At 57.8% G+C, this 20,791-nt stretch carries 17 protein-coding genes; 10 read left to right on the plus strand and 7 right to left on the minus strand.

Annotated elements, in window-relative coordinates; all coding sequences use genetic code 11:
• Window positions 1–141 precede the first annotated feature (141 nt).
• The gene (locus EDF82_RS02865; protein ID WP_123754092.1) at window positions 142–408 is read left to right on the plus strand and encodes a DUF333 domain-containing protein; all 267 of its coding nucleotides are present in this window, start codon (window positions 142–144) and stop codon (window positions 406–408) included.
• Here EDF82_RS02865 and hslJ read toward each other — a convergent pair.
• The 3 genes from hslJ to EDF82_RS02880 all read right to left on the minus strand — a co-directional run bounded on the left by hslJ (window position 405) and on the right by EDF82_RS02880 (window position 2,654).
• Window positions 405–827: a heat shock protein HslJ gene (gene hslJ / locus EDF82_RS02870; RefSeq protein ID WP_123754093.1), complete on the minus strand. Its 423-nt coding sequence runs from the start codon at window positions 825–827 to the stop codon at window positions 405–407. The two genes, EDF82_RS02865 and hslJ, sit on opposite strands and share 4 nt — an antisense overlap.
• 247 nt (window positions 828–1,074) lie before the next feature.
• A complete protein-coding gene (locus tag EDF82_RS02875) occupies window positions 1,075–2,064 on the minus strand; it encodes a 2-hydroxyacid dehydrogenase (protein ID WP_123754094.1) in 990 nt (329 codons plus the stop codon).
• Window positions 2,065–2,210: 146 nt separating this feature from the next.
• Window positions 2,211–2,654, minus strand: coding sequence for a DedA family protein (locus EDF82_RS02880; RefSeq protein ID WP_154143934.1), 444 nt, complete (start codon window positions 2,652–2,654; stop codon window positions 2,211–2,213).
• A 266-nt stretch (window positions 2,655–2,920) separates the two neighbouring features.
• Between EDF82_RS02880 and EDF82_RS02885 the strand changes: the two genes are divergently transcribed.
• Genes EDF82_RS02885 through EDF82_RS02895 form a run of 3 tightly spaced genes read left to right on the plus strand, consistent with a single transcriptional unit; the run spans window position 2,921 to window position 6,073 of the window.
• Window positions 2,921–5,560, plus strand: coding sequence for a YdbH family protein (locus EDF82_RS02885; RefSeq protein ID WP_123754096.1), 2,640 nt, complete (start codon window positions 2,921–2,923; stop codon window positions 5,558–5,560).
• Entirely contained in the window at window positions 5,557–5,742 is a 186-nt protein-coding gene (locus tag EDF82_RS02890; protein ID WP_123754097.1) for a YnbE family lipoprotein, read from the plus strand. Before EDF82_RS02885 ends, EDF82_RS02890 begins: the two co-directional genes overlap by 4 nt.
• A gap of 7 nt (window positions 5,743–5,749) precedes the next feature.
• Complete coding sequence (locus EDF82_RS02895) at window positions 5,750–6,073, plus strand: YdbL family protein (RefSeq protein ID WP_123754098.1); 324 nt, start codon at window positions 5,750–5,752, stop codon at window positions 6,071–6,073.
• Here the strand turns inward: EDF82_RS02895 and feaR are convergent, their stop codons facing one another.
• The gene (gene feaR, locus EDF82_RS02900; protein WP_199733679.1) at window positions 6,074–6,985 is read right to left on the minus strand and encodes a transcriptional regulator FeaR; all 912 of its coding nucleotides are present in this window, start codon (window positions 6,983–6,985) and stop codon (window positions 6,074–6,076) included.
• Window positions 6,986–7,216: 231 nt separating this feature from the next.
• Between feaR and EDF82_RS02905 the strand changes: the two genes are divergently transcribed.
• Window positions 7,217–8,716 carry an aldehyde dehydrogenase family protein gene (locus EDF82_RS02905; protein WP_123754099.1) on the plus strand — a complete coding sequence of 500 codons (1,500 nt, stop codon included), beginning with the start codon at window positions 7,217–7,219 and terminating at the stop codon, window positions 8,714–8,716.
• 59 nt (window positions 8,717–8,775) lie between these two features.
• Here EDF82_RS02905 and EDF82_RS02910 read toward each other — a convergent pair whose 3' ends face one another.
• Complete coding sequence (locus tag EDF82_RS02910) at window positions 8,776–9,384, minus strand: SLATT domain-containing protein (RefSeq protein WP_123754100.1); 609 nt, start codon at window positions 9,382–9,384, stop codon at window positions 8,776–8,778.
• Window positions 9,385–9,719: 335 nt separating this feature from the next.
• On the opposite strand from EDF82_RS02910, the gene EDF82_RS02915 reads away from it, so the two are divergent.
• The 5 genes from EDF82_RS02915 to EDF82_RS02935 all read left to right on the plus strand — a co-directional run bounded on the left by EDF82_RS02915 (window position 9,720) and on the right by EDF82_RS02935 (window position 16,161).
• Window positions 9,720–11,249, plus strand: coding sequence for a DUF2235 domain-containing protein (locus tag EDF82_RS02915; protein ID WP_123754101.1), 1,530 nt, complete (start codon window positions 9,720–9,722; stop codon window positions 11,247–11,249).
• Window positions 11,250–11,344: 95 nt separating this feature from the next.
• Complete coding sequence (locus EDF82_RS02920) at window positions 11,345–12,238, plus strand: oxidoreductase (RefSeq protein ID WP_123754102.1); 894 nt, start codon at window positions 11,345–11,347, stop codon at window positions 12,236–12,238.
• Between the two features lie 84 nt (window positions 12,239–12,322).
• The gene (locus EDF82_RS02925) at window positions 12,323–13,261 is read left to right on the plus strand and encodes a zinc-dependent alcohol dehydrogenase family protein (protein WP_123754103.1); all 939 of its coding nucleotides are present in this window, start codon (window positions 12,323–12,325) and stop codon (window positions 13,259–13,261) included.
• 392 nt (window positions 13,262–13,653) lie between these two features.
• Window positions 13,654–14,433, plus strand: a complete 780-nt coding sequence (locus tag EDF82_RS02930; RefSeq protein ID WP_123754104.1) for a CHAP domain-containing protein — start codon at window positions 13,654–13,656, stop codon at window positions 14,431–14,433.
• Between the two features lie 87 nt (window positions 14,434–14,520).
• On the plus strand, window positions 14,521–16,161 hold the full coding sequence (locus tag EDF82_RS02935; protein ID WP_123754105.1) for a triacylglycerol lipase: 1,641 nt from the start codon (window positions 14,521–14,523) through the stop codon (window positions 16,159–16,161).
• A gap of 120 nt (window positions 16,162–16,281) precedes the next feature.
• On the opposite strand, the gene tynA is transcribed toward EDF82_RS02935, so the two are convergent.
• Window positions 16,282–18,540 carry a primary-amine oxidase gene (gene tynA / locus EDF82_RS02940; protein WP_123754106.1) on the minus strand — a complete coding sequence of 753 codons (2,259 nt, stop codon included), beginning with the start codon at window positions 18,538–18,540 and terminating at the stop codon, window positions 16,282–16,284.
• 190 nt (window positions 18,541–18,730) lie between these two features.
• Window positions 18,731–20,776, minus strand: a complete 2,046-nt coding sequence (gene paaZ, locus EDF82_RS02945) for a phenylacetic acid degradation bifunctional protein PaaZ (protein ID WP_123754107.1) — start codon at window positions 20,774–20,776, stop codon at window positions 18,731–18,733.
• Between the last annotated feature and the right edge of the window lie 15 nt (window positions 20,777–20,791).

Here is a 20,791-nt window from a genome sequence, read left to right on the forward strand (position 1 = left end):
CGAGATCAAGGTTACGCCAGATATTTTGCTAAGAAATGTTAATGGGGCGCATAAATACGTATTTCGCCTCTCGACGTTCACGGCTGCGCTGCCTATTATTCTTGGGTTTGCTTATTTTTAGATATTGCTGAGGGGAAGTCGATGCGAGCTGCGTTTTTAGTGGGGTGTGCCGCGTTATTATTGTCGGCCTGTAGTAGTGAACCGGTTCAACAGGCGACAGCGGCACATGTGCCGCCTGGCATGCGTGCCGCAATGAGCAGCACCGGGCAGGCGAACTGCGCGATGATTGGCGGCTCATTATCGGTGGCACGGCAGCTTGATGGTTCAGCGATCGGGATGTGCGCATTACCCAACGGTAAGCGTTGCAGCGAGCAGGCGTTAGCGGGCGGCAGCTGCGGTAACTACTAGTTCACCAGATCCGCAAGTTTATAGACCAGCGTTTGATCGGCGGTGGCCAGCGTCAGCTGATTTTCCGTCAGGTCGACCTGTGCGCCATCGCGTAGCATTGTGCTCAGCGTATGATCCAGCGTATTGAGCTGCGAATCGCTGCACAGCATACGGGTCATGGCCAGCGCTTTGACCTTCAGCTCGCCGCCGCTGATGCTGCCTTTGCCGCTAAAGCCGTTACACATATTGCCTGAGACATACATATCCTCACCAAAACTCAGCTCCAGCGGCTTTCCTTGCGTATTCAGCGCCTGGCCGTTGACGCTGGTCAGAACAAAGCGATGGTGCTGAAGTTGCTCGGCGCCAGTTGATACCTTGCTGTTATACACACAACCCGATAACAGCATTCCCGTCGCCAGCAGTACAGCAAACTTATTCATTACTCCCCCAAATCATTAATGACGTTTATCAGATTTAGCCAACATTATTCGGGTTGCTTGCAGGCGGCAGGGCCGTCAATTCCCAGGGCCTGACGCAGGTCAGTGACTGGGGTTACGAATGCGGCCAATGCCCAGGCAACCTGAACGATGAATGACATAAGCGATTGTTAACTTTACTGCGGTCTTTTTCTGTGGGGGTTATCTGAAAGTGCCCCCCATAGCAGGAGGGCACAAAAGGAAAAAGAAATCAGACCAGTGCGTTCGGGCAGGTGTCGCCGGCATCTACCTGGCGCAGGTTGTCCAGCGTGGTTTGCGAAATGCTGATCAGCGCTTCGGCGGTCAGGAACGCCTGGTGCCCGGTGAACAACACGTTGTGACAGGCGGAGAGACGACGGAACACGTCATCCTGAATCACGTCGTTGGATTTGTCTTCAAAGAACAGGTCGCGCTCGTTCTCGTACACATCCATCCCCAGGGCGCCAATTTTCTGGTGTTTCAGGGCATCAATCGCTGCCTGAGAGTCAATCAACGCGCCGCGGCTGGTGTTGATCACCATCACGCCATCTTTCATCTGGTCAAACGCCGCATGGTTCAGCAGATGATAGTTCTCATCGGTCAGCGGGCAGTGCAGGGAGATCACGTCAGACTGCGCGTACAGTGTCGGCAGGTCGACATACTCAACCCCGAGATCCAGCGCCGCTGCGCTCGGATAGGGATCAAACGCCAGCAGGCGCATGCCAAAACCTTTCAGAATACGCAGCGTCGCCACGCCGATTTTCCCGGTACCGATCACCCCGGCGGTTTTACCGTGCATGGTGAAGCCGGTTAAGCCTTCGAGGGAGAAGTTAGCATCACGGGTGCGCTGATAGGCGCGGTGAATGCGGCGGTTTAACGACATCATCATGCCGATGGCATGCTCTGCCACGGCTTCTGGCGAGTAGGCTGGGACGCGCACAACGCGCAGACCCAGCTCTTTTGCCGCCTCAAGGTCGACGTTGTTAAAGCCGGCGCAGCGCAGGGCGATGTACTTCACACCATGCGATTTTAACTCTTCCAGCACCGGGCGGCTTCCGTCGTCGTTGACGAAGATGCACACCGCTTCACAACCGTTGGCGGTTTTCGCCGTTTTCTCGGTTAACAGAAAGTCGAAAAATTCAAGTTCAAAGCCATATGCATCATTAACATGCTGAAGGTACTTTTTATCGTACTGCTTTGTACTATACACAGCGATTTTCATAAGACTTTTCTCCAGTGATTATACCGGCACGGTAGCATATTTAAAATAATCATACAAATATTAAAAATAAGTTTGCCTTAACGGTGATACAGATAATTCTAGAGCATATCGCGGTGTTGAGGTATCTCTTTAAAACACAATGTGTTTTACCAAAAACTGAGGCTAAAGGCTCCCGGAGCCAGCAGCATCAGCGGCCACAGCAGCCCGGAACTGACGTTGGCCAGTTGAAATGACCAGAACGCGGTCCCGCTGGCGCCGCTGGCCAGCGGAAGAGTCGCGCGAAGCGGCGACAGAAAGCGGCCAAAAAACACCGCCCATGCCCCGTGACGTTGCAGAAACACCAGGCTGCGGGTCAATCGCTGGCCGCGCAACCAGCGTATGCTCGTCAGGCGGTGCCGGTTGCGCCGTCCCAGCCACCAGGAGAGCCAGAATCCGCCGATTGCCCCGAGGCTAGCGCTGAGCCACATTAATAAGAAATGGTTAAGACTGCCGGAGGCCAGCGGGCCGAGTAACAGCAACCCGGAGGTGCCCGGCACCAGCAGAGAAATCAGGGCGCAGGATTTAGTCAGGGTCAGCACAAACACCACCATCAAGAGCCATGAATAGTGGCGCTGGGCGTGTTCGATAAGCAAAACAAAAAAGTCCACGGGATCCACCGACGTCGGCAACGAAGACTTCGAGTGTGACAGGGGCCGATTAAATGACGGCTTAACGGGCGAAAGGCATAAATTCACGGTGGTGGTGGTGTGTACCAGCTATTCTTAAGCTGGATAGATCCTTTAACTCGCCAGTCGAACGTGCCACAATATGCACTTCTTTCGGCTTTTACTTTTGTTTAATCAGGATATTACTGCCCATGAAGGGTAAATATAAAGCCGCCATCGCGCTATTGTTAGCACTTATTCTGCTACCGCTGGCCATGTTGTCGACGCTTACCCATTGGGTGCCAACGCTTGCAGGGATCTGGCTGCCTGAGGGGACCCGCATCGCGTTTTCCGACAGCCCGCGACTGACGCGTTCTGCGTTACGCATTCCCGAATTACGCTATCTGGTCGGCGATTGTGAGCTGGCCCGGGTGACCAATGCCCAACTTTCTCATCCCAGCCGCTGGCGGCTGCATCTCGACGAACTCGATATCAATAGCGCCTGTCTGAGCAAACTGCCCGAAAGCGAACCGACGGTGGGCGCGCCGCGTACCCTGGCGGAGTGGCAGTCGATGCTGCCTTACAGCTGGCTGACCATTGAAAACCTGCGCCTCTCGCCATGGGAAAAGTGGCAGGGGCGACTGGTGATGTCGTTGACCCCGCAGCAGCAGGATATTGGCTACAGCGGCAAAGAGCTGACCTTGCAGGCGCGCCTGCGCGGACAGGCGCTCACCGTCAGCCATTTTTCCGCCCAGCTGGTCGACGAGCAACCGCCGGTGAAGCTGGCCGGCGAATTTCATATGCCGCTGGTTCCGGACGGCCTGCCGGTCGATGGCCATCTGCTGACTACCTTTGAATTCCCGCAAACCGGCGGGCTGGTTGATGCCGAGCTGGAGTGGCAGAAAAACCGCGGCCAGCTGGTGGTGACTCCGCGCGGTGAAGTGCAGCCGATACTCGATCTCCCCTGGGAAGTGACCCCTGAGCGCATTGTCATCAGCGATGGCCGCTGGAGCACCGACTATGCCGGCTATCCATTAAGTGGCCGTCTGGCGCTGTCGGTGGGCAACTGGCAGGAAGGCACCGAGCAGATGGAGGTGAGCGGTCGGCTCAACGTCCTCACCCAGGGCAAAGCCGGTAAAGGCAACGCCGTGCTGAACATCGGCCCCGGCAAACTGAGCATGGACAACAGCGACATGCCGTTACAGCTGACCGGCGAGGCGAAGCTGGGGGATCTGATTGTTTATGCCGTACTGCCGGCCAGGCTCAGCGGCCCGTTGACCGCCCCGGCATTGGCCTTCAACCCCGGCGCGCTGCTGCGTTCCCGCGGGCGGGTCGTCGACTCATTGAATATTGATGAAGTCCGTCTGCCGCTGGCGGGGGTCAAGGTGACCCAGCAGGGCGTGGACGGCCGTCTACAGGCGATTCTGCGCGCCCATGAACAGCAGATGGGAGACTTCACGCTGCATCTTGACGGCCAGGCCGACAATTTTATGCCCGACAGCGGTCGCTGGCAGTGGCGTTACTGGGGCGACGGTCACTTCACCCCGATGCAGGCGCGGTGGGACGTCAAAGGGGTGGGGGCATGGGTCGACAGCTCGATCGTTCTGAACAGCCTGTCGACGGGCTTCGATAAACTGCAATATGGCACCATGCTGGTGAGCGCGCCGCGCCTGACGCTGGATCAGCCGATCCACTGGTTGCGCAATGAGCAGCACCCGAAACTGACCGGCGCGCTGTCGCTGGATGCGGGGACCACCAGCTTTAGTCACGGCAGCGTGCTGCCACCTTCAACGTTAAAATTCACCATTGATGGCCGCGATCCGACCTGGTTTCAGTTTAACGGCGCGCTTCATGCCAACAAAATCGGCCCGGTTCGGGTCATCGGGCGCTGGGATGGCGAACGTCTGCGCGGTAAGGCATGGTGGCCGAAACAGTCGCTGACCGTGTTTCAGCCGCTGGTACCGCCTGAGTGGAAAATGAACCTGCGTGAAGGGATGCTGTACGCCCAGGTGGCTTTCTCGGCAGCAGCCGAACAGGGATTCGAAGCCGGGGGGCACGGCGTGCTAAAAGGCGGCAGCGCCTGGATGCCGGACAACCAGATCAATGGCGTCGATTTTGTCCTGCCGTTCCGCTTTAGCGAGGGGGTCTGGCAGCTGGGTACCCGTCGGCCGGTATCGCTGCGCATCGGCGAGATAGTCAACCAGGTGACGGCGAAAAACCTGACCGCGGACCTGCAGGGAGCCTGGCCGTGGAGCGAGAGCCAGCCGCTACAGCTGAGCAACGTCAGCGTGGATGTTCTCGGGGGCCAGGTGACCATGCAGCAGTTGCGGATGCCGCAGCATGACCCGGCGCTGCTGCGGCTGCAGCATATCTCCAGCAGCGAGCTGGTGAGCGCGGTCAATATCAAACAGTTTGCCATGTCCGGCGCCTTCAACGGGGCGCTGCCGCTGTGGCTGAACAACGAGAAATGGATCATCAAAGACGGCTGGCTGGGCAACCCCGGCCCGATGACGCTGCGCCTCGATAAGGACATGGCGGACGCGATGGTGAACGATAATATCTCCGCCGGCGCGTCAATCAACTGGCTGCGCTATATGGAGATCTCCCGCTCCTGGACGCGCATCGACCTCGATAACCTCGGGATGTTGACTTTGAAGGCGACCATCAGCGGCACCAGCCGCGTCGGGGATCAGAGTAATACGGTGCATTTAAACTATTCTCATCAAGAGAATATTTTTGACCTGTGGCGCAGTTTACGTTTTGGCGACAATTTACAGGCATGGTTTGAGCAGAATGCCGTGCTCCCCGTGCGCAGCTGTACGGACAGTAAAAAGTGTAAGGAACAACAATGATGAAATTGCTAACGGCGGTGCTGGTGCCGATGCTGCTGGCGGGCTGTACGCCGCGCATTGAAATCGCGGCATCGAAGGAGCCGATCACCATCAATATGAATGTCAAAATTGAGCACGAGATTCATATCAAAGTGGATAAGGATGTTGAAGCGTTACTGAAGTCGCGCAGCGATCTATTCTGAGGTGGCGATGAGAAAACGACTGAAAATCGCGGCGCTGACGCTGGTTCTCCTCAGTACGCCGGCGCTGGCTCTGACGCTGAGCGAAGCCCGGGAACAAGGGCGGGTCGGCGAAACGCTGAAGGGCTATCTGGCGCCATTGCGGCAGGATCAGGAAACTCTGGCGCTGGTCGCACGGATCAATACGGCGCGCAGTGAAAGCTACCAGCAGCTGGCGGATGAAAATAATCTGCCGGTGGATGAAGTGGCCAAAATGGCCGGGCAGAAGCTGGTCAACCGGGCGCAGCCTGGGGAGTATGTCCAGGGGCTGAACGGCAAATGGCTACGCAAATAATTAGCGGCAGCGCTTGCGGTATTCCCCCGGCGACACGCCAAAACGCTGCTTGAACGCGGTGGAGAAGTGGCTGTGGTCGCTGAATCCCCAGCTGTAGCCAATCCCCGCCAGTTTCTCATCGTCATGGGCGCTGCGCAGCGCCCGGGCGCAGAGGTCGAGCCGGCGGTTCTTAATATACTGAGCGACCACCAGACCCTTGTCAGCAAACAGCCGGTACAGGCTGCGCAATGACATCCCGGTTTCGTTCGCCAGCCATTCCGGGCGCAGATGTTCTGCCTGAATCGACGCATCGATTAACTCAATAATTCTCTGGAACTGCTTCTCCCGGCGAGACGGCTGGGCTTCCTGCTGGTGCAGCATCGGGCGCAGCAGGCAGACGATGGCCTCCAGCGCCGCTTCGCTTTCGCTGTCCGACAGCTCCGGGCTGTTCATGCTTTCCTGCAGCAGGCGCTGGCTGAGCTGAACCATCGGCAGCGATTTTTGCAGGCGCGAGGCAATGCAGATTTCGCTGCCGCGCAGCTGGTGTTCGATCAACTGCCGGGGCAGCAGCAGCGAGGCCTGGCGCGAGGTCTGCTGCCAGAAGATAGAGCAGGGGCGCGAGGCGTCAATCAGCGTGATATCACCGGCTTCCAGCATCACCTGGCGATCGTCCTGCTCAATGGCCGCCTGGCCGGCGAGCTGGAACACGGTATAAAACCAGTCGTCGTTGCTGCGCTTGATCTCGTTGCGGGTGCGGAACAAATTGACCCCGCAGGCGGTGACGGTGCTGACTTTCAGGTTCCCCGCGTAGCTGGCGTCAATCTCGCCGTGAAAGTTCCCCTCCAGCGGACGGGCGGCAAAATGGCCGCAGACCTGATTGATTTTCGCCAACCAGCGTTGGTAATCCTGTCCGTGCTCCGCCGTCGCCATAATGTTTCTCTTATCGATATAATGTTTCTGCATTGTTGCATTTACGTTGCGGCATACAAGAGCGGGAGCCGGAGTATATGAAAGAACTATTACCTGCGGCACACTTCTGGGTACGCAAAATGCTTAATTGCGGAGCCTGTCACAGCGGCACAAACGAATGTCACAGAGAAAAAAGCGCGGATGCCGACCTCGTCGTAGACTCAATTCACGACCCGAAAGGAATAAGGAAGCGATATGTCCACAGCACAGGTTGCGCTGCTCGCCAGCGTACAGCAGTTTTTAGACCGGCAGCATGGTTTGTATATCGACGGTAGCCAGCAGGAATCGCAAAGCGAACAGCGGCTCACCGTCTGGAACCCGGCCACCGGTCAGGCCATTGCCAGCACGGCGGATGCCAATGCCGCTGATGTCGATCGTGCGGTGATGTCGGCCTGGCGGGCATTTGTTGCCCGTAGCTGGGCGGGGCGTACCCCCGCCGATCGTGAGCGGATCCTGCTGCGTTTTGCCGACCTGGTCGAACAGCATGGTGAAGAGCTGGCGCAGCTGGAAACCCTGGAGCAGGGCAAATCCATCAATATTTCCCGCGCGTTTGAAGTGGGCTGCACGCTGAACTGGATGCGCTACACCGCCGGGCTGACGACCAAAATCAGCGGGCGCACGCTCGATGTGTCGATTCCTTTCCCGCAAGGCGCTCGTTACCAGGCGTGGACGAAGAAAGAGCCAGTGGGGGTTGTCGCCGGGATCGTCCCGTGGAACTTCCCGCTGATGATTGGCATGTGGAAGGTGATGCCGGCGCTGGCGGCCGGGTGTTCTATCGTGATTAAGCCGTCAGAAACTACTCCGCTGACCCTGCTGCGCGTTGCCGAACTGGCGACCGAAGCCGGGATCCCGGACGGGGTGTTTAACGTGGTGACCGGCAGCGGAAGCGAGTGCGGTGCGGCGTTAACGGCGCATCCGCAGGTGGCGAAGGTGAGTTTTACCGGCTCCACCGCCACGGGCAAACACATTGCGCGGGTGGCTGCCGATCGCCTGACCAGGGTGACGCTGGAGCTGGGCGGGAAAAACCCGGCGATCGTCCTCAAAGATGCCAACCCGGAATGGGTGATTGAAGGGCTGATGACCGGAAGCTTCCTCAACCAGGGCCAGGTGTGCGCCGCCAGCTCGCGGATCTACATTGAAGCGCCGCTGTTCGACACCCTGGTGAGCGGGTTTGAGCAGGCGGTTAAATCCCTGCAGGTCGGACCGGGAATGCTGGAAACCACCCATATTAACCCGGTGGTCTCGAAGGCCCACTGCGCCAAAGTGGCGGCCTATCTTGATGATGCCCGCCAGCGCAATGCTGAACTGATCAGCGGGCAGCTCGGGCCGGATAGCCAGGGCTACTACATTGCGCCAACCCTGGTGATTAACCCGGATGCCGGGCTGCGTCTGAGCCGCGAAGAAGTCTTCGGGCCGGTGGTGAATCTGGTGCGCGTCGCCGATGGCGAAGAAGCGCTGCGCCTCGCCAACGACAGCGACTTTGGCTTAACTGCCAGCGTCTGGACCGGCGATCTGACCCAGGCGCTGAGCTATACCGAACGCCTGCAGGCGGGCACGGTATGGGTCAACAGCCATACGCTTATCGATGCCAACCTGCCGTTCGGCGGCATGAAGCAGTCCGGTACCGGGCGCGACTTCGGCCCGGACTGGCTGGACGACTGGTGCGAGACCAAATCGGTCTGCGTACGTTATTAATCGTTAAACCCAGCGCCTGGTCATGCAGTACCGGGCGCTGCTCCCACCTTTTTTTCTCATTAATTACCGTTTTTTTCCTGCTGTTTTTTAATCATCAAGGAATCCAGCTGCTTAATGGACTCCGTTAACTGGGTTGACCATGATTGAGTTTCTTGTAGCTGTGCAAGGTGGATCGCATTAATAAACGCAGCAGCAATCTCGGTCGCTTGACGATAGTGCTCAGTTGGTTGCTGATGTTGGGTGCCATCGTTTTTTATCCACTCCGCAATAAATTCCGCATGGCGAGTCTCGATGACTATCATCGTATTAATGTAATTCATCCATCCACCAGTAATACGAAATGCTCTGTCGGCAGTAAATAGCAATACGGCAAGCGTTAGTAGTCCGAGGGATATTTGGGTAAACAACAGCTTAGTATCGACATCATTAATAAAAGGAAGCTTAAGGATCTGAATGCTACCGATGGCCACCATAATAATTAAGATTGCCAATAGCAGTAATACAGAGAGTCTGCGTTTTTTCTTGACCTCATTTTTATACCAGTTGGTAATATTTTGTTCGTACAGGGTAGTAATGCGAAAAATAGTGTTCAGCTTTTGTTCTGGGGGCAATGAATGTAATTTAGCTAACTCGTTGAGAGCCAGGTGGTAGTGCGTATCGGTTACCATGATGATCCCCGTAATAACATTGACTTAGAGCCTATCCCATTAGGCTGCTTTATTTGCCATTTTGGCCCTGGCAGTGCTCACCATCCTCACATACTGCGTGTACGTTCCGGCTGTTCCGCGCTGTTCGTGACCAAACTGGCTGTATCAATCTACGCCTACTGGGATAGACTCTTAATTATGGCGTGAGCCAGAAAAGATTCACGAGTGCCCACCAGCATCAGTCGATGCCGGGTATTACGGGCGTTTTTTCGTTTGAACTCTAGCTTCGATTACAGTCTGCTATTTTTAATCTGTCAATCCTGAACGCTTTTAATGCAGCCTGTGAAGAGGTTCCTATGAACTTACTGGTGTTTTGCGACGGTACCTGGAATACACCGCAACAGCTTGATGACGGTAAACCGGCCCCGACGAATGTGGTGAAGCTGAGAAATGCGGTGGCGGAAAATAATAGCCAGCGCGTCTATTACCATACCGGAGTGGGAACCGACGGCGGAGCGATCGAGCGCTACATCGGTGGCGGCATCGGCGAAGGCCTTGATAAGAATATCATTAGCGCCTATTACTGGCTGGCGACCAACTACCAGCCCGGCGATAAAATCTGGCTGTTTGGTTTTAGCCGTGGCGCCTATACCGTTCGCAGCCTCGGTGGAATGATTGCGCGCTGCGGTTTATTGAATGCTGCTAAGGCGGGAACCGGCGACGATAAAGTGTGGGAGGATATCAACACGCTGTTTGCCCATTACCGCCAGCCAGTTGGCAGCGTTCCGCCCATTATTGCCAGCGTGGGCCGGCCCTTTTATGCGGTGGCGACGGGGGATCCGACAAAAGGCAGTATCCCTGTCTTTTTTATCGGCGTCTGGGAGACGGTAGGGGCGTTGGGTATTCCCGACGATATGGCGTTAGCGAATCTGCTGGACGATCCTAAAAAGTATACCTTCCACGATACCTCTCTCAGTCCCATCGTGGAAAACGCCCGTCATGCTCTGGCGCTGGACGAGCAGCGCCAGAGCTTTATCCCCACGCTCTGGGATAACGTGGAGGGCAACCCGCGGGTCAAGCAGCGCTGGTTTGTCGGCGTGCATTCTGACGTTGGCGGGGGCTACGCACAATGCGGATTATCGGACATTCCCCTGCGCTGGATGATGTCAGAAGTCGAGGACCTGGGCCTCGAATTGTTGCCGGGCATGGATTCACAGCTGTCACCCAACCCTCATGGATTGCTGCACGATTCGGTGACCGGTGTGTTTACGCTGCTGCATACCTGCCCACGGGCGGTGCCGCAGCTGGTGGCAGACGATCCCCGTGTCGATGACAGCGTGCTGCAACGTCAGAGTCTGCCCTCGCTGCTTAATGGGCGCTACCGGCCGGAGAAAGTCCTGGTCGCAGGCCATTCGGCGACCGTTGACGTATTTGCTCGTGAACGCTGGAATGCCACCGGCGTGTGGCTGGAGGCCGGTATTGAATACCGTTTTAGCGCTACGGGAAAATGGCTGGACAGCTCGATTCCCTGTGATGCGGGCGGCACCGATGACGGGAAGTTTTATCCCGGTGAGGCGGCTCAGATTCTGGCTTCTGTCTCCGACAAACTAGAAACGTTGTGGAAAGGGGCCACCAAAAATCAGGATGTGGATTTTTGGCTGAGCAGACGTGTCGGCTCGGCACCGTGGTTCGCCCTCATCGGGGTGGTGGCAAATAGCGCCGCCGGTGCTTCTGCGGTACCTCAACAACAGCATCAGATTTTTGTTATTGGCACTGAATGCCGTTTTACCCCGGCGAAAAGCGGCTATTTTTACGCCTGGGCCAACGACGCGTGGCAAATGTACGATAACAATCGGGGAAGTGTCTCCCTGACGATAACCCGCTGACGGCGCCCGGACCAACGGGCTTGCTCAACGCTATCCTTTCTCGCTACTGTTGATTGCTGCCCGCCATCGGGCGGAGAAATCCTCAGGAGGCAGAAATGAGATCGCAAGAGCCAACCGTTGCCCTGATTGGGCCCGGCGCCATTGGTACCACTATCGCGGCGGCGCTGCATGAAGCCGGGCGTACGCCGCTGATCTGCGCCCGCACGCCCCATCCGCAACTGTCGCTACGCTTTGACGGCGGCCAGATTACCGTGCCCGGACCGCTGCTGAGCGATCCGGCGACGATACCCCGGCCGGTCGATGTGGTTTTTGTGGCGGTGAAGACCACCCAGATCCGCGCGATTGCGCCCTGGCTGGCCGTATTATGCGATAACAATACGGTGGTGTGCGTCCTGCAAAACGGCGTAGAACAGCAGGAGCAGTTTGCCCCGTGGGTTGCCGCTTCCCCGGTGTTGCCCTCGGTGGTGTGGTTTCCGGCGCTGCGCGAATCGGAAACCTCGGTGTGGCTACGGGCTGCGCCACGCCTGACGCTACCGGATGTGCCGCAAGCCCAACGGGTACAACACGCGCTGCGGGGAACCCGCTGTGCGGTGGATCTGGCCGCCGATTTTACCTCCGTGGCATGGCGTAAGCTGCTGCAAAATGCCGTCGCCGGGCTGATGGTGCTGACGGGGCGGCGGGCCGGTATGTTCTCCCGCGCCGATATCAGTGATGTTGCCCTGGCCTATTTGCGTGAATGCCTGACCGTCGCCCGCGCCGAGGGCGCGTCGCTGAGCGACAGTGTCCCGCAGGAGATCCTCGACGGCTTCCACCGTGCGCCCCCTGACCTCAGCACCTCGATTCTGATTGACCGTGAAGCCGGGCATCCGCTGGAGTGGGAGATCCGCAACGCCGTGATACCGCGGCGAGGCCGCCGCCACGGCATTCCGACGCCGATGAGCGATCTGATCGTCCCGCTGCTGGCTGCCGCCAGCGATGGTCCGGGCTGATGGTCCCGTCTTTGGCGGGAAACGTCCCGCCGAATCCTGCTATGATTGCGCCTCTGTTTTGCCGGAAGGTGGTAACTCCCCGCTATGCTGAACCACGCGCTTTGCTATGACACTTACGGGGCGCCGGCCGCGGCGCTTCGGCTGCGTACTACTCCCATGCTGCCGCTGGCGGCGGGAAAGGTGCGGGTTGCGATGCGCTATGCGCCGGTCAATCCTTCGGATCTGATCCCTATCACCGGGGCCTACAGCCACCGTACCCGGCTGCCGGCGACGGCGGGTTACGAAGGGGTTGGAGTCGTGGTGGAGGCGCCGCCCGGTGCCAGAGTTGCCCCCGGACAGCGGGTGCTGCCCCTGCGTGGCGATGGCACCTGGCAGCGTTATCTGGATATCCCCGAACGCTGGCTGGTGCCGGTGCCTGACGCCATCGACGATCTGCTGGCCGCCCGCGCCTATATCAACCCGTTAACCGCGCTGCTGATGCTCAACCGCTGGCCGGTAGCCGGGTGCAATATCGTGCTGACCGCGGCGGGGTCCAGTTGTGCCAGCCTGCTGGCGCAGTGGGCGTTGCATAAAGGGGCGCGATCGGTGAGTGGTGTTATCCGTTCGCCGCAGCATATTTCCCGGCTGGAGCAGCTGGGGGTCTACCCGCTGCTGGAAGCGGACCGACTGATGCTGGAGCAGGTCGGGCAGAATGCCGATTGGCTATTTGATGCGGTGGGCGGGGCGCTGGCGAACACGCTGCTATCGGTGCTGCCGGACCGCGCCGGACTGATCTCCTACGGGCTGTTATCCGGGCAGGCGCTGACCCAGACCCGACTGCTTCCGCGGGTGCACAAATTCCATCTGCGCGAGGCGCTGGCGACCCTGTCTGACGCGCAATGGCAGGCGGCGTTTGCAGGGATCTGGCGTCTGCTGCCGACGACAACGTTGCCGCCGGTGGAGGTGGTGCCGCTGCACCGCTGGCAGGAGGCCATCCGCGCCAGCAGCCACGGTAAATACCTTCTCGACTTCACCACCCTGTAGCCCGGATCAGGCGCTTGCGCCGCAATCCGGGGGCGGTTAAAAAAGCGGTCGGTCCGTCACTTGATCTCTTGCACGAGATAACTACGCTAAATAAGCGCCTGTCCGTGACCAAACTGGCCCTGCGCCATATTGATGGTGGTTATTCTCTATCGCTATTTTCCACCAGACGCTAAGTCTGATATTTATCATGTAATTGATCGAGGTCTAATATGATCCTTCTTTTATGATGATTTTTTATAAGAGAACTATTTCGCGTTTAAAATAGCGAGCTAACATGCCTGGCTCTCGGGAGGTGACGTTATTTTTTATCTGTAATAGCCTGTGGCGTTTAACATTACATTTATCATGCGAATCATTTCTTTATTAACTAACGTGAATATGACGGGGACGATATGCTTAAACTCGGTGATGAAGGCAGCGCAGTCGCGCAGCTAATAAATGATTTACGGAGATTATTTTTTGGCCTGGAGCCAGGTAATAAATTTGACCAGGTGGTTAAAAAGTCGGTAGAAGCCTTTCAGGTAGCCAACCTCGATGCCTCAGGCCAACCGCTGGTGGTCGATGGTAAAGTCGGCCCGCATACTCGCTGGGCGCTGGATGTGGCATTGGGCAAGCAGACGGTTGTGCCGGTGCCGGCGGCGCCTGCGTTGGTGAACGTCGAAGGCGGCAGTCCCGCAGGCCAGGCGGCGCTCAAGATAGCGCAGGGTGAACTTGGTCACGGCGAGCAGGGCTCCGACAACCACGGGCCGGATATTAAGAAGTACTTTTCCGGGCACGGTTCACAGGGGCAAAGCTGGTGTGCCGCTTTTGTCAGCTACTGTTTTAACCAGGCATCACCGGCGGTATTTGGTTATCAAACCTCCGCTCAGGCGCTGCATAATGAAATGAAATCATTGGGCTATGCCTATACCCCGTCATTAAGTAACCCACCGCAACCGGGCGATATTATCTGCTGGCTGAGAGTTGACCCGAAAAAACCGAAGGAGAGCGCCTGGCAGGGCCATGTCGGCATTGTTCAACGCTACGCTGACGGTATTTTGTGGACTATCGAAGGTAACCGCGGCGCTTATCCCTCGAAAGTGAATATCTTTCATTATTCGTGGTCAGTGTTAGTCGCATCTGCAACCAATGATAAATATAAAGGGCTGTATGGCGTGTCTCGTCACCCATAATATCCCCGTTATTTTTCAACGTGCAGGGTGTTGGCTGCATCGTGAATTTCATTGGGTGTAAGCATAATAAATCTCAGGAAAATAAAAATGGCTAATAATAAAGTGCCTTTTTTCCCTATTATTTACGTTCGTGGTTATGCGATGACGCAACGCGACGTTAATGAGACTACAGCAGATCCGTTTAATGGTTTTAATCTTGGATCAACGATGCTGCGTGCGTCGGCGAGCCAGAAAGATCGCCCCAGGAAGTTTTATTTCGAATCCCCGGTCATTCGTCTGGCCACGGAGTTTGGCTACAGCGATGTGTTCGAGCAGGGGCTGGATATCATGGATGAGGGCTGGGAGACCGATCCGGAGGGGAAACCCACCGGCAATGTACTGGATGATAAATCGGTGATCGTCTATCGCTATTATGATGACGCCTCGACACTGCTCGGGTCCGGTAAGACGCCGTCAATCGAGGACGCGGCCATCGGGCTATCGAAACTGCTGGTCAAGGTGCGGACGTTACTGCTGGCGAATCCCAACAGCGGCGTGAAGGTGGCGGGTGATTTTCGCTGCTATCTGGTGGCGCACTCGATGGGCGGTCTGGTATGCCGGGCGTTGCTGCAAAATCCGCGGCTCGATCCGGGCAGGATGGCGGCCAGTGTGGATAAATTTTTCACCTATGCGACGCCCCATAACGGGATTGAGTTCGCGGGGCTCAACGTTCCGGACCTGCCGTGGCAAAGCAGCGTCACCAATTTTAACCGCGAGCGGATGGCGGATTACCTTAACCTGCAACAGGCCTACCAACGCTATAACCGGGTCGATGTGATACCGGAATCCTGTCTGCCGTCCTCGCGGATTTTCACCATGGTCGGCACCAACCGCCTTGATTACGATGCCGCCGCCGCGCTATCGCGAACCTTTGTCGGCAACGGCAGCGATGGTCTGGTCAAAATCGAGAATGCCACGTTAACCGGCCTGAATGCCGATGGCTCTCCTGGCGCCCCCTGTGCGAAAGCCTTCACCTACCGCTCACACTCTGGCTATTTTGGTATTGTGAACAGCGAAGAGGCCTTCCAGAACCTGGCTCGCTTTCTGTTTGGCGATGTGCGGGTGGATATCTGGCTGGATATTGATGACATCCGCCTGCCGGAGGCGGCAATCAAAGCGGCGGGGGGCAATGCGTCGAAAATTGACGCCATCTATCAGATAGAGGCGATCGCCTCGCCTCGCGGCAAGCCGTGGTCGCTAACCCGTCGCGTCTCGGAAGAGGACTCCGTTGCCTGTCTGACGCAAAAAGAGTGGTTTGAGCAACAACGTGCGTCGCAGTATCTCTCCAGCGTGTTCTTGTCGAAGAGCGCGCGCGTCAATAAAAACCGGCGCTCGCTGGCCTACAGTCTGACGCTCGGGGTCAAAATGCCGGATTATGAAATCGAGAAGCGATTCTGGTTCAACGAACACTATGAAGGAGGGTATCTGTTCCGCAATTCGCTGATCCTCGAGATTGTCCCGCCGACCAACGATAACACGCCCTGGAAGATAAAATATGCCTGGCAGGACGCCGGATTTTCCAGCGCCGATATCGTTCTGCAACCGAAGGAAACGGCCGGCAAGGCCTGTGAGGTCACCATCCCGGTAGACAGCGTCACGCTCGATGCCAACGGCAAAAAACGCCCTTCGGTACCGGGCATTTCGGGGCGGTTGCGCTTTGTGGTGCAAAGCTGGAACGACGCCTCGTAAAAACGCGAGCGCCACGCGAGGGATTACCCTCGGTGGCGCTCACTCACAACATCATCATCCTACACCGTAACCCGGACAGGGCGCTTCGCCGCTATCCGGGTTGCCGGTATGAAATGTGGGCTACTTTTTCTTCTCGCCGAGGGTCGGCGTTTCGTCAAAGAAGTTCCACGGTTTCAACAACGCGTGCGCCCATTCGGTCGGCATAATCGGCCACTCTTCGGCACGGGCCACGTGGGTGGTGCCGGTAGTGATCCACACGACGTCATCGTGGTTGGTCAGCGACTCGTCATCCTTGGCATAGGCGCCGAGACCGGTGTCATGGACTGAACGGTTCGGATACTTGCCTTCAGGATAACGCTCTTCCTGATGATAGCGGGTGACCCACAGCTGCTTATCCATAAAGCTCAGACGGTGATAGATCCACTCATCCGGGGCGAACTTGGCGCCGGTTGCTGCCGGGTGAGTCCCGCCAGCATACGGGATTATCTGATACGACACCGGGTTGCCCATCCGGTTCTCTTTGGTGGTGTTGCTCAGCAGGCGAATGGTGCCTGGGTCGAACTTCTGCGCCGCCTTCTGCTCATTGTCGATGGTGTACTGATTCACCTGCATGGTGCTGGTTCGCGGGCCACCGGCGGTGTTGGGTTTCACTTCCGGGTCCATAGCCACCAGGCTGTTGTTTTCGCCATCGACATCAAGATCCAGCCGGAAGTTGTAGATGTGCTGGTGGGTGGTGCCGACGATGTTATGGTCGATCAGCGTCCCGTAGCGGGTATCATCTTTGGCGCTCGGATCGTGCATGGTTTTCGCCATCACGCCTTTCACCGCTTCGATCCCGGTGGCGCCGGCATCGATGCCGATGGTGCCGTTCTCGTGGAATACCCAGTCAAAGATATAGTCGTAGTTGCCTACGGTACTGATCCAGCGGACCACCAGTTCGCGGCGCTCGGTGCTGACGTTCGGCTGCCCCATTTCCTGGTGCTTGTACTCCGGCCCGGCATAGCGTTCAAAAATTGCAATCGCGTGTGGGATCGTGGTGGGTTTACCGGTGTAATCGGCAATGGTTTCATCCAGCAGCACCGAGTTCGCAGGCGCATCTTTGCCGCGCACGATAGGCGAGGTCAGGGTGCCCATACCGTAATCGCCGGAGTCGAGATAGGCCTTAAAGTACCAGCCCACGTCCGGGTCACCGTAAGGTACGATCATGCCGCCCAGCGAACCTTCATACATCACCTGGCGTTTCTTCCCGTTGTCGTTGTAGGTGACCGTCGAGAGGATCGGCCCGACGCGGGAGTTCAGACGCAGGTGGAAATCCCAGTTCTGCCAGTGAATGGTGTCGCCGGTAATGGTGTAGTTTTTGCCTTCCGGCTCGGTGATATCCAGCGGTTTCACCGCGGAGGCGACGCGGTCGCGGCCATCATACGGGCGCGCTTCCATCGGCACCGGGATCACCGGGCCTTCTTCAATTTTGATGATCTTCTTCTGCTCAAGGTCGACCACCGCCACCAGGTTTTCAATCGGGTGCGCCCAGTAGTTGCCGTCGCCGGTATCCAGATAGCTCACCACTTTCAGCAGGCGCGAGTCCTGCTTCAGGCCATCTTTGCCGTCGAAGTAGCCCACGGTCAGCGGGGTGGTGATCACCTTTTTGGTATCGGTGATGCCGTGTTTTTTGAGGACCGCGGCAAATTCATCGCTGGCGTTAATGATGTTCTGCACGCTGACGAAATCGTCAATCAGCACCATGCCGTGGGCATCTTTAATTGGCTGCCAGGAGAGGATTTTTTTGTTCTGTAAGTCGACCACGCTTTCGATAACGTGCTTGCCATCGAGCATGATGACGTCAGCGGTGCGCGGGGCCGACACGGCGGTGCCCTGCAGCGCAAAAGCCCACACTGCGGCCTTATCCGGCTCGTGCAGCGAAATTTCGGTGAAGCGGGTATTGGGGCGGAACTCTGGCGACGCTTTGACGATGGTGACGGCTTCGCTGATTTCCGCCGCGGTTAATGAGTTGAGCGGGTGCGGGCGTTTCTCGACCTGGAAGGTCTGGTCAAGTCCGGACTGGAAGACATCGTTGATAAAGGTCTCGGAGACCCACGCCTTGCCATTTTTCATCACCACCGGCACCTGCAGATTCAACGTTTTGCCGTTGACGATTGCGGTTTTAGCGCCGGGCTTCACTTTGACGTAGGCCCCGTCCTTCATCAGGGTAAACATCTGGGCATAATCATCCCACTGCACATCGGCGCCAAATTCCTGCAGCGTTTTATCCATCGGAACCATATGCGCTTCACCGCCATGGGCGAAAACCGGGCTTTGCCAGGCGCAGAACAGGGCAACAGCCAGCGCCAGAGCCGTTTTGCGGGGGGAACGAATCGCCATTGTGACCTCACCTAATTGTTGTGTTGTGCTTTGCCGCTGCGAAAGTCGGCTTGTGTATCGTTAACCTAGCAGTGCGCGATGACCAGGTGTTTGCCTGCGTATGCCAGGTTGTTTGTCAGTTTTGCCAGTTATAAAAAATGCCTCCGCAGAGGCATTGTGGTGGTGTGGATCATGGCCGTATCGGCGAGTCTCAGGCCGGGAAATCCCCGTGCTGACGGGCTACCAGCGTCAGAATCGAGTAGAGCGCTACCGGCTGCTGATGCTGGTTCGCAATCTCAACTGCCCACTCCACGACGCCGGTCGCTTTCTCATCGGCATTGCGCTGACGCTTCACCGTCTTGCGTTTACAAGTCAGGCGAACCTGGATGGTATCGCCCGGTTTGACCGGTTCGATAAAGCGCAGATTTTCCATGCCGTAGTTGGCGATGACCGGCCCGACGCCTGCATCAACAAACAGCCCGGCGGCGGCAGAGATCAGGAAATAACCATGCACAACGCGTTCGCCGAAGATCGACTCGGCGGCGGCAATTTTATCCATGTGGGCGTAGAAGTGATCCCCGCTCAGACAGGCAAAGTTGACGATATCCGCTTCGGTCAGGGTCCGGCGCGGCGTCAACAGGCTATCGCCGGGCTGGATCTCTTCGAAATATTTGCGGAACGGGTGGACCCGGTCTTCGCTCACCTGGGCGCCGCGCACCCACTGTTGACCGATGGTCGCCAGCATCGTCGGGCTGCCCTGGATCGCGGTGCGCTGCATGTAGTGTTTCACCGCCCGCAGTCCGCCCAGCTCTTCACCGCCGCCGGCGCGGCCCGGTCCGCCATGGACCAGTTGCGGAAGCGGTGAGCCGTGGCCGGTGGACTCCACCGCCGACACCTGGTCGAGAACCTGGATACGGCCGTGACAACGGGCAGCCCCGAGAATAAATTCGCGCGCCAGTTCACCGCTGGCGGTGACCAGCGTACCGACCAGACTCCCTTCACCGGCGCGGGCCAGCGCCAGCGCGTGGTCGCGATGCTGATAGGGCATCAGGGTTGCCACCGGGCCGAACGCTTCGACGGCGTGCACCGCCGGGGTTTCATCCGGCTGCGGGCAATACAGCAGGGTCGGTGGGAAAAAGGCGCCGCTGGCGTTGAGATCGGCCTGACCGCCAAGCAGCACCTCGCACCCGGCCTGAACCAGGGTGTTGACCTTATCCTGAACGTCCTGTCGCTGGTCGTGGCTGACCAGCGCGCCCATCTTGACCCCTTCCTGCGCCGGATCGCCGACCACCACTTTTTGCAGACGGGCGATCAGCGCCTCGCTGACGGCTTTCACCTGAGCTTGCGGCACGATAATCCGGCGGATAGCGGTACATTTCTGTCCCGCTTTGGTGGTCATTTCGCGCACGACCTCGCGGATAAACAGCGCAAACTCCGGCTGTTCCGGGGTGATGTCATCCCCGAGCACGCAGCAGTTTAGTGAATCCGCCTCCATGGTGAAGGGGATCGATTTTGCCACCAGATTCGGGTGAACGCGCAGCTGCTGGCCGGTCTGTGCCGAACCGGTAAAGGTCACCACGTCCTGGCTATCAAGCTGTTCGAGCAGATCCCCCGCGCCGCCGCAAATCAGGCTGATGGCGCCCGGCGGTACCAGCCCGCTGTCGACAATGGATTTGACCATCGCCTGGGTCAGCTGGGCCGTGGCGGTGCCCGGTTTGACGATCGCCGGCATACCCGCAAGCCAGGTGGGCGCCAGTTTTTCCAGCATCCCCCAGCACGGGAAGTTAAAGGCGTTGATGTGCACCGCGACGCCGGATTTTGACGTCAGCAGGTGACGGGCCGCGAAGCCACCCTGTTTCGACAAGGGGATCAGTTCATCTTCCGGCCACAGTGTATCGTCCGGCAGCTCACGGCTGCCGAGGCTGGCGTAGGTGAACAGCGTACCAATCCCGCCCTCGATATCCACCCAGCTATCGGCCCGGGTCGCCCCGGTCTGCGCCGAAAGCGCATAGAAGGACGCTTTCTCTTCCAGCAGGTGCTTCGCCACCGCTTTCAGCATCGCGCTGCGTTCGATAAAGGTCATGGCCTGCAACGCCTTGCCGCCGTGGTCGATGGCAAACCGGCGCGCCTGCGCCATATCCAGCCCGTCGCTGGTGACTTCCCAAAGCGCGTCACCGCTGATGGCGTGGCGAATAGTGCGGGCGCGGCCCCGGCCGGTCTGCCAGGTGCCGGATAAGAAGCTGGCTAACTGCTGCATTGCGACTCTCCAATG

This window comes from Klebsiella sp. BIGb0399 (assembly GCF_003752615.1).
In the GTDB taxonomy this organism is placed as follows: Bacteria; Pseudomonadota; Gammaproteobacteria; order Enterobacterales; family Enterobacteriaceae; genus Klebsiella; species Klebsiella lignicola.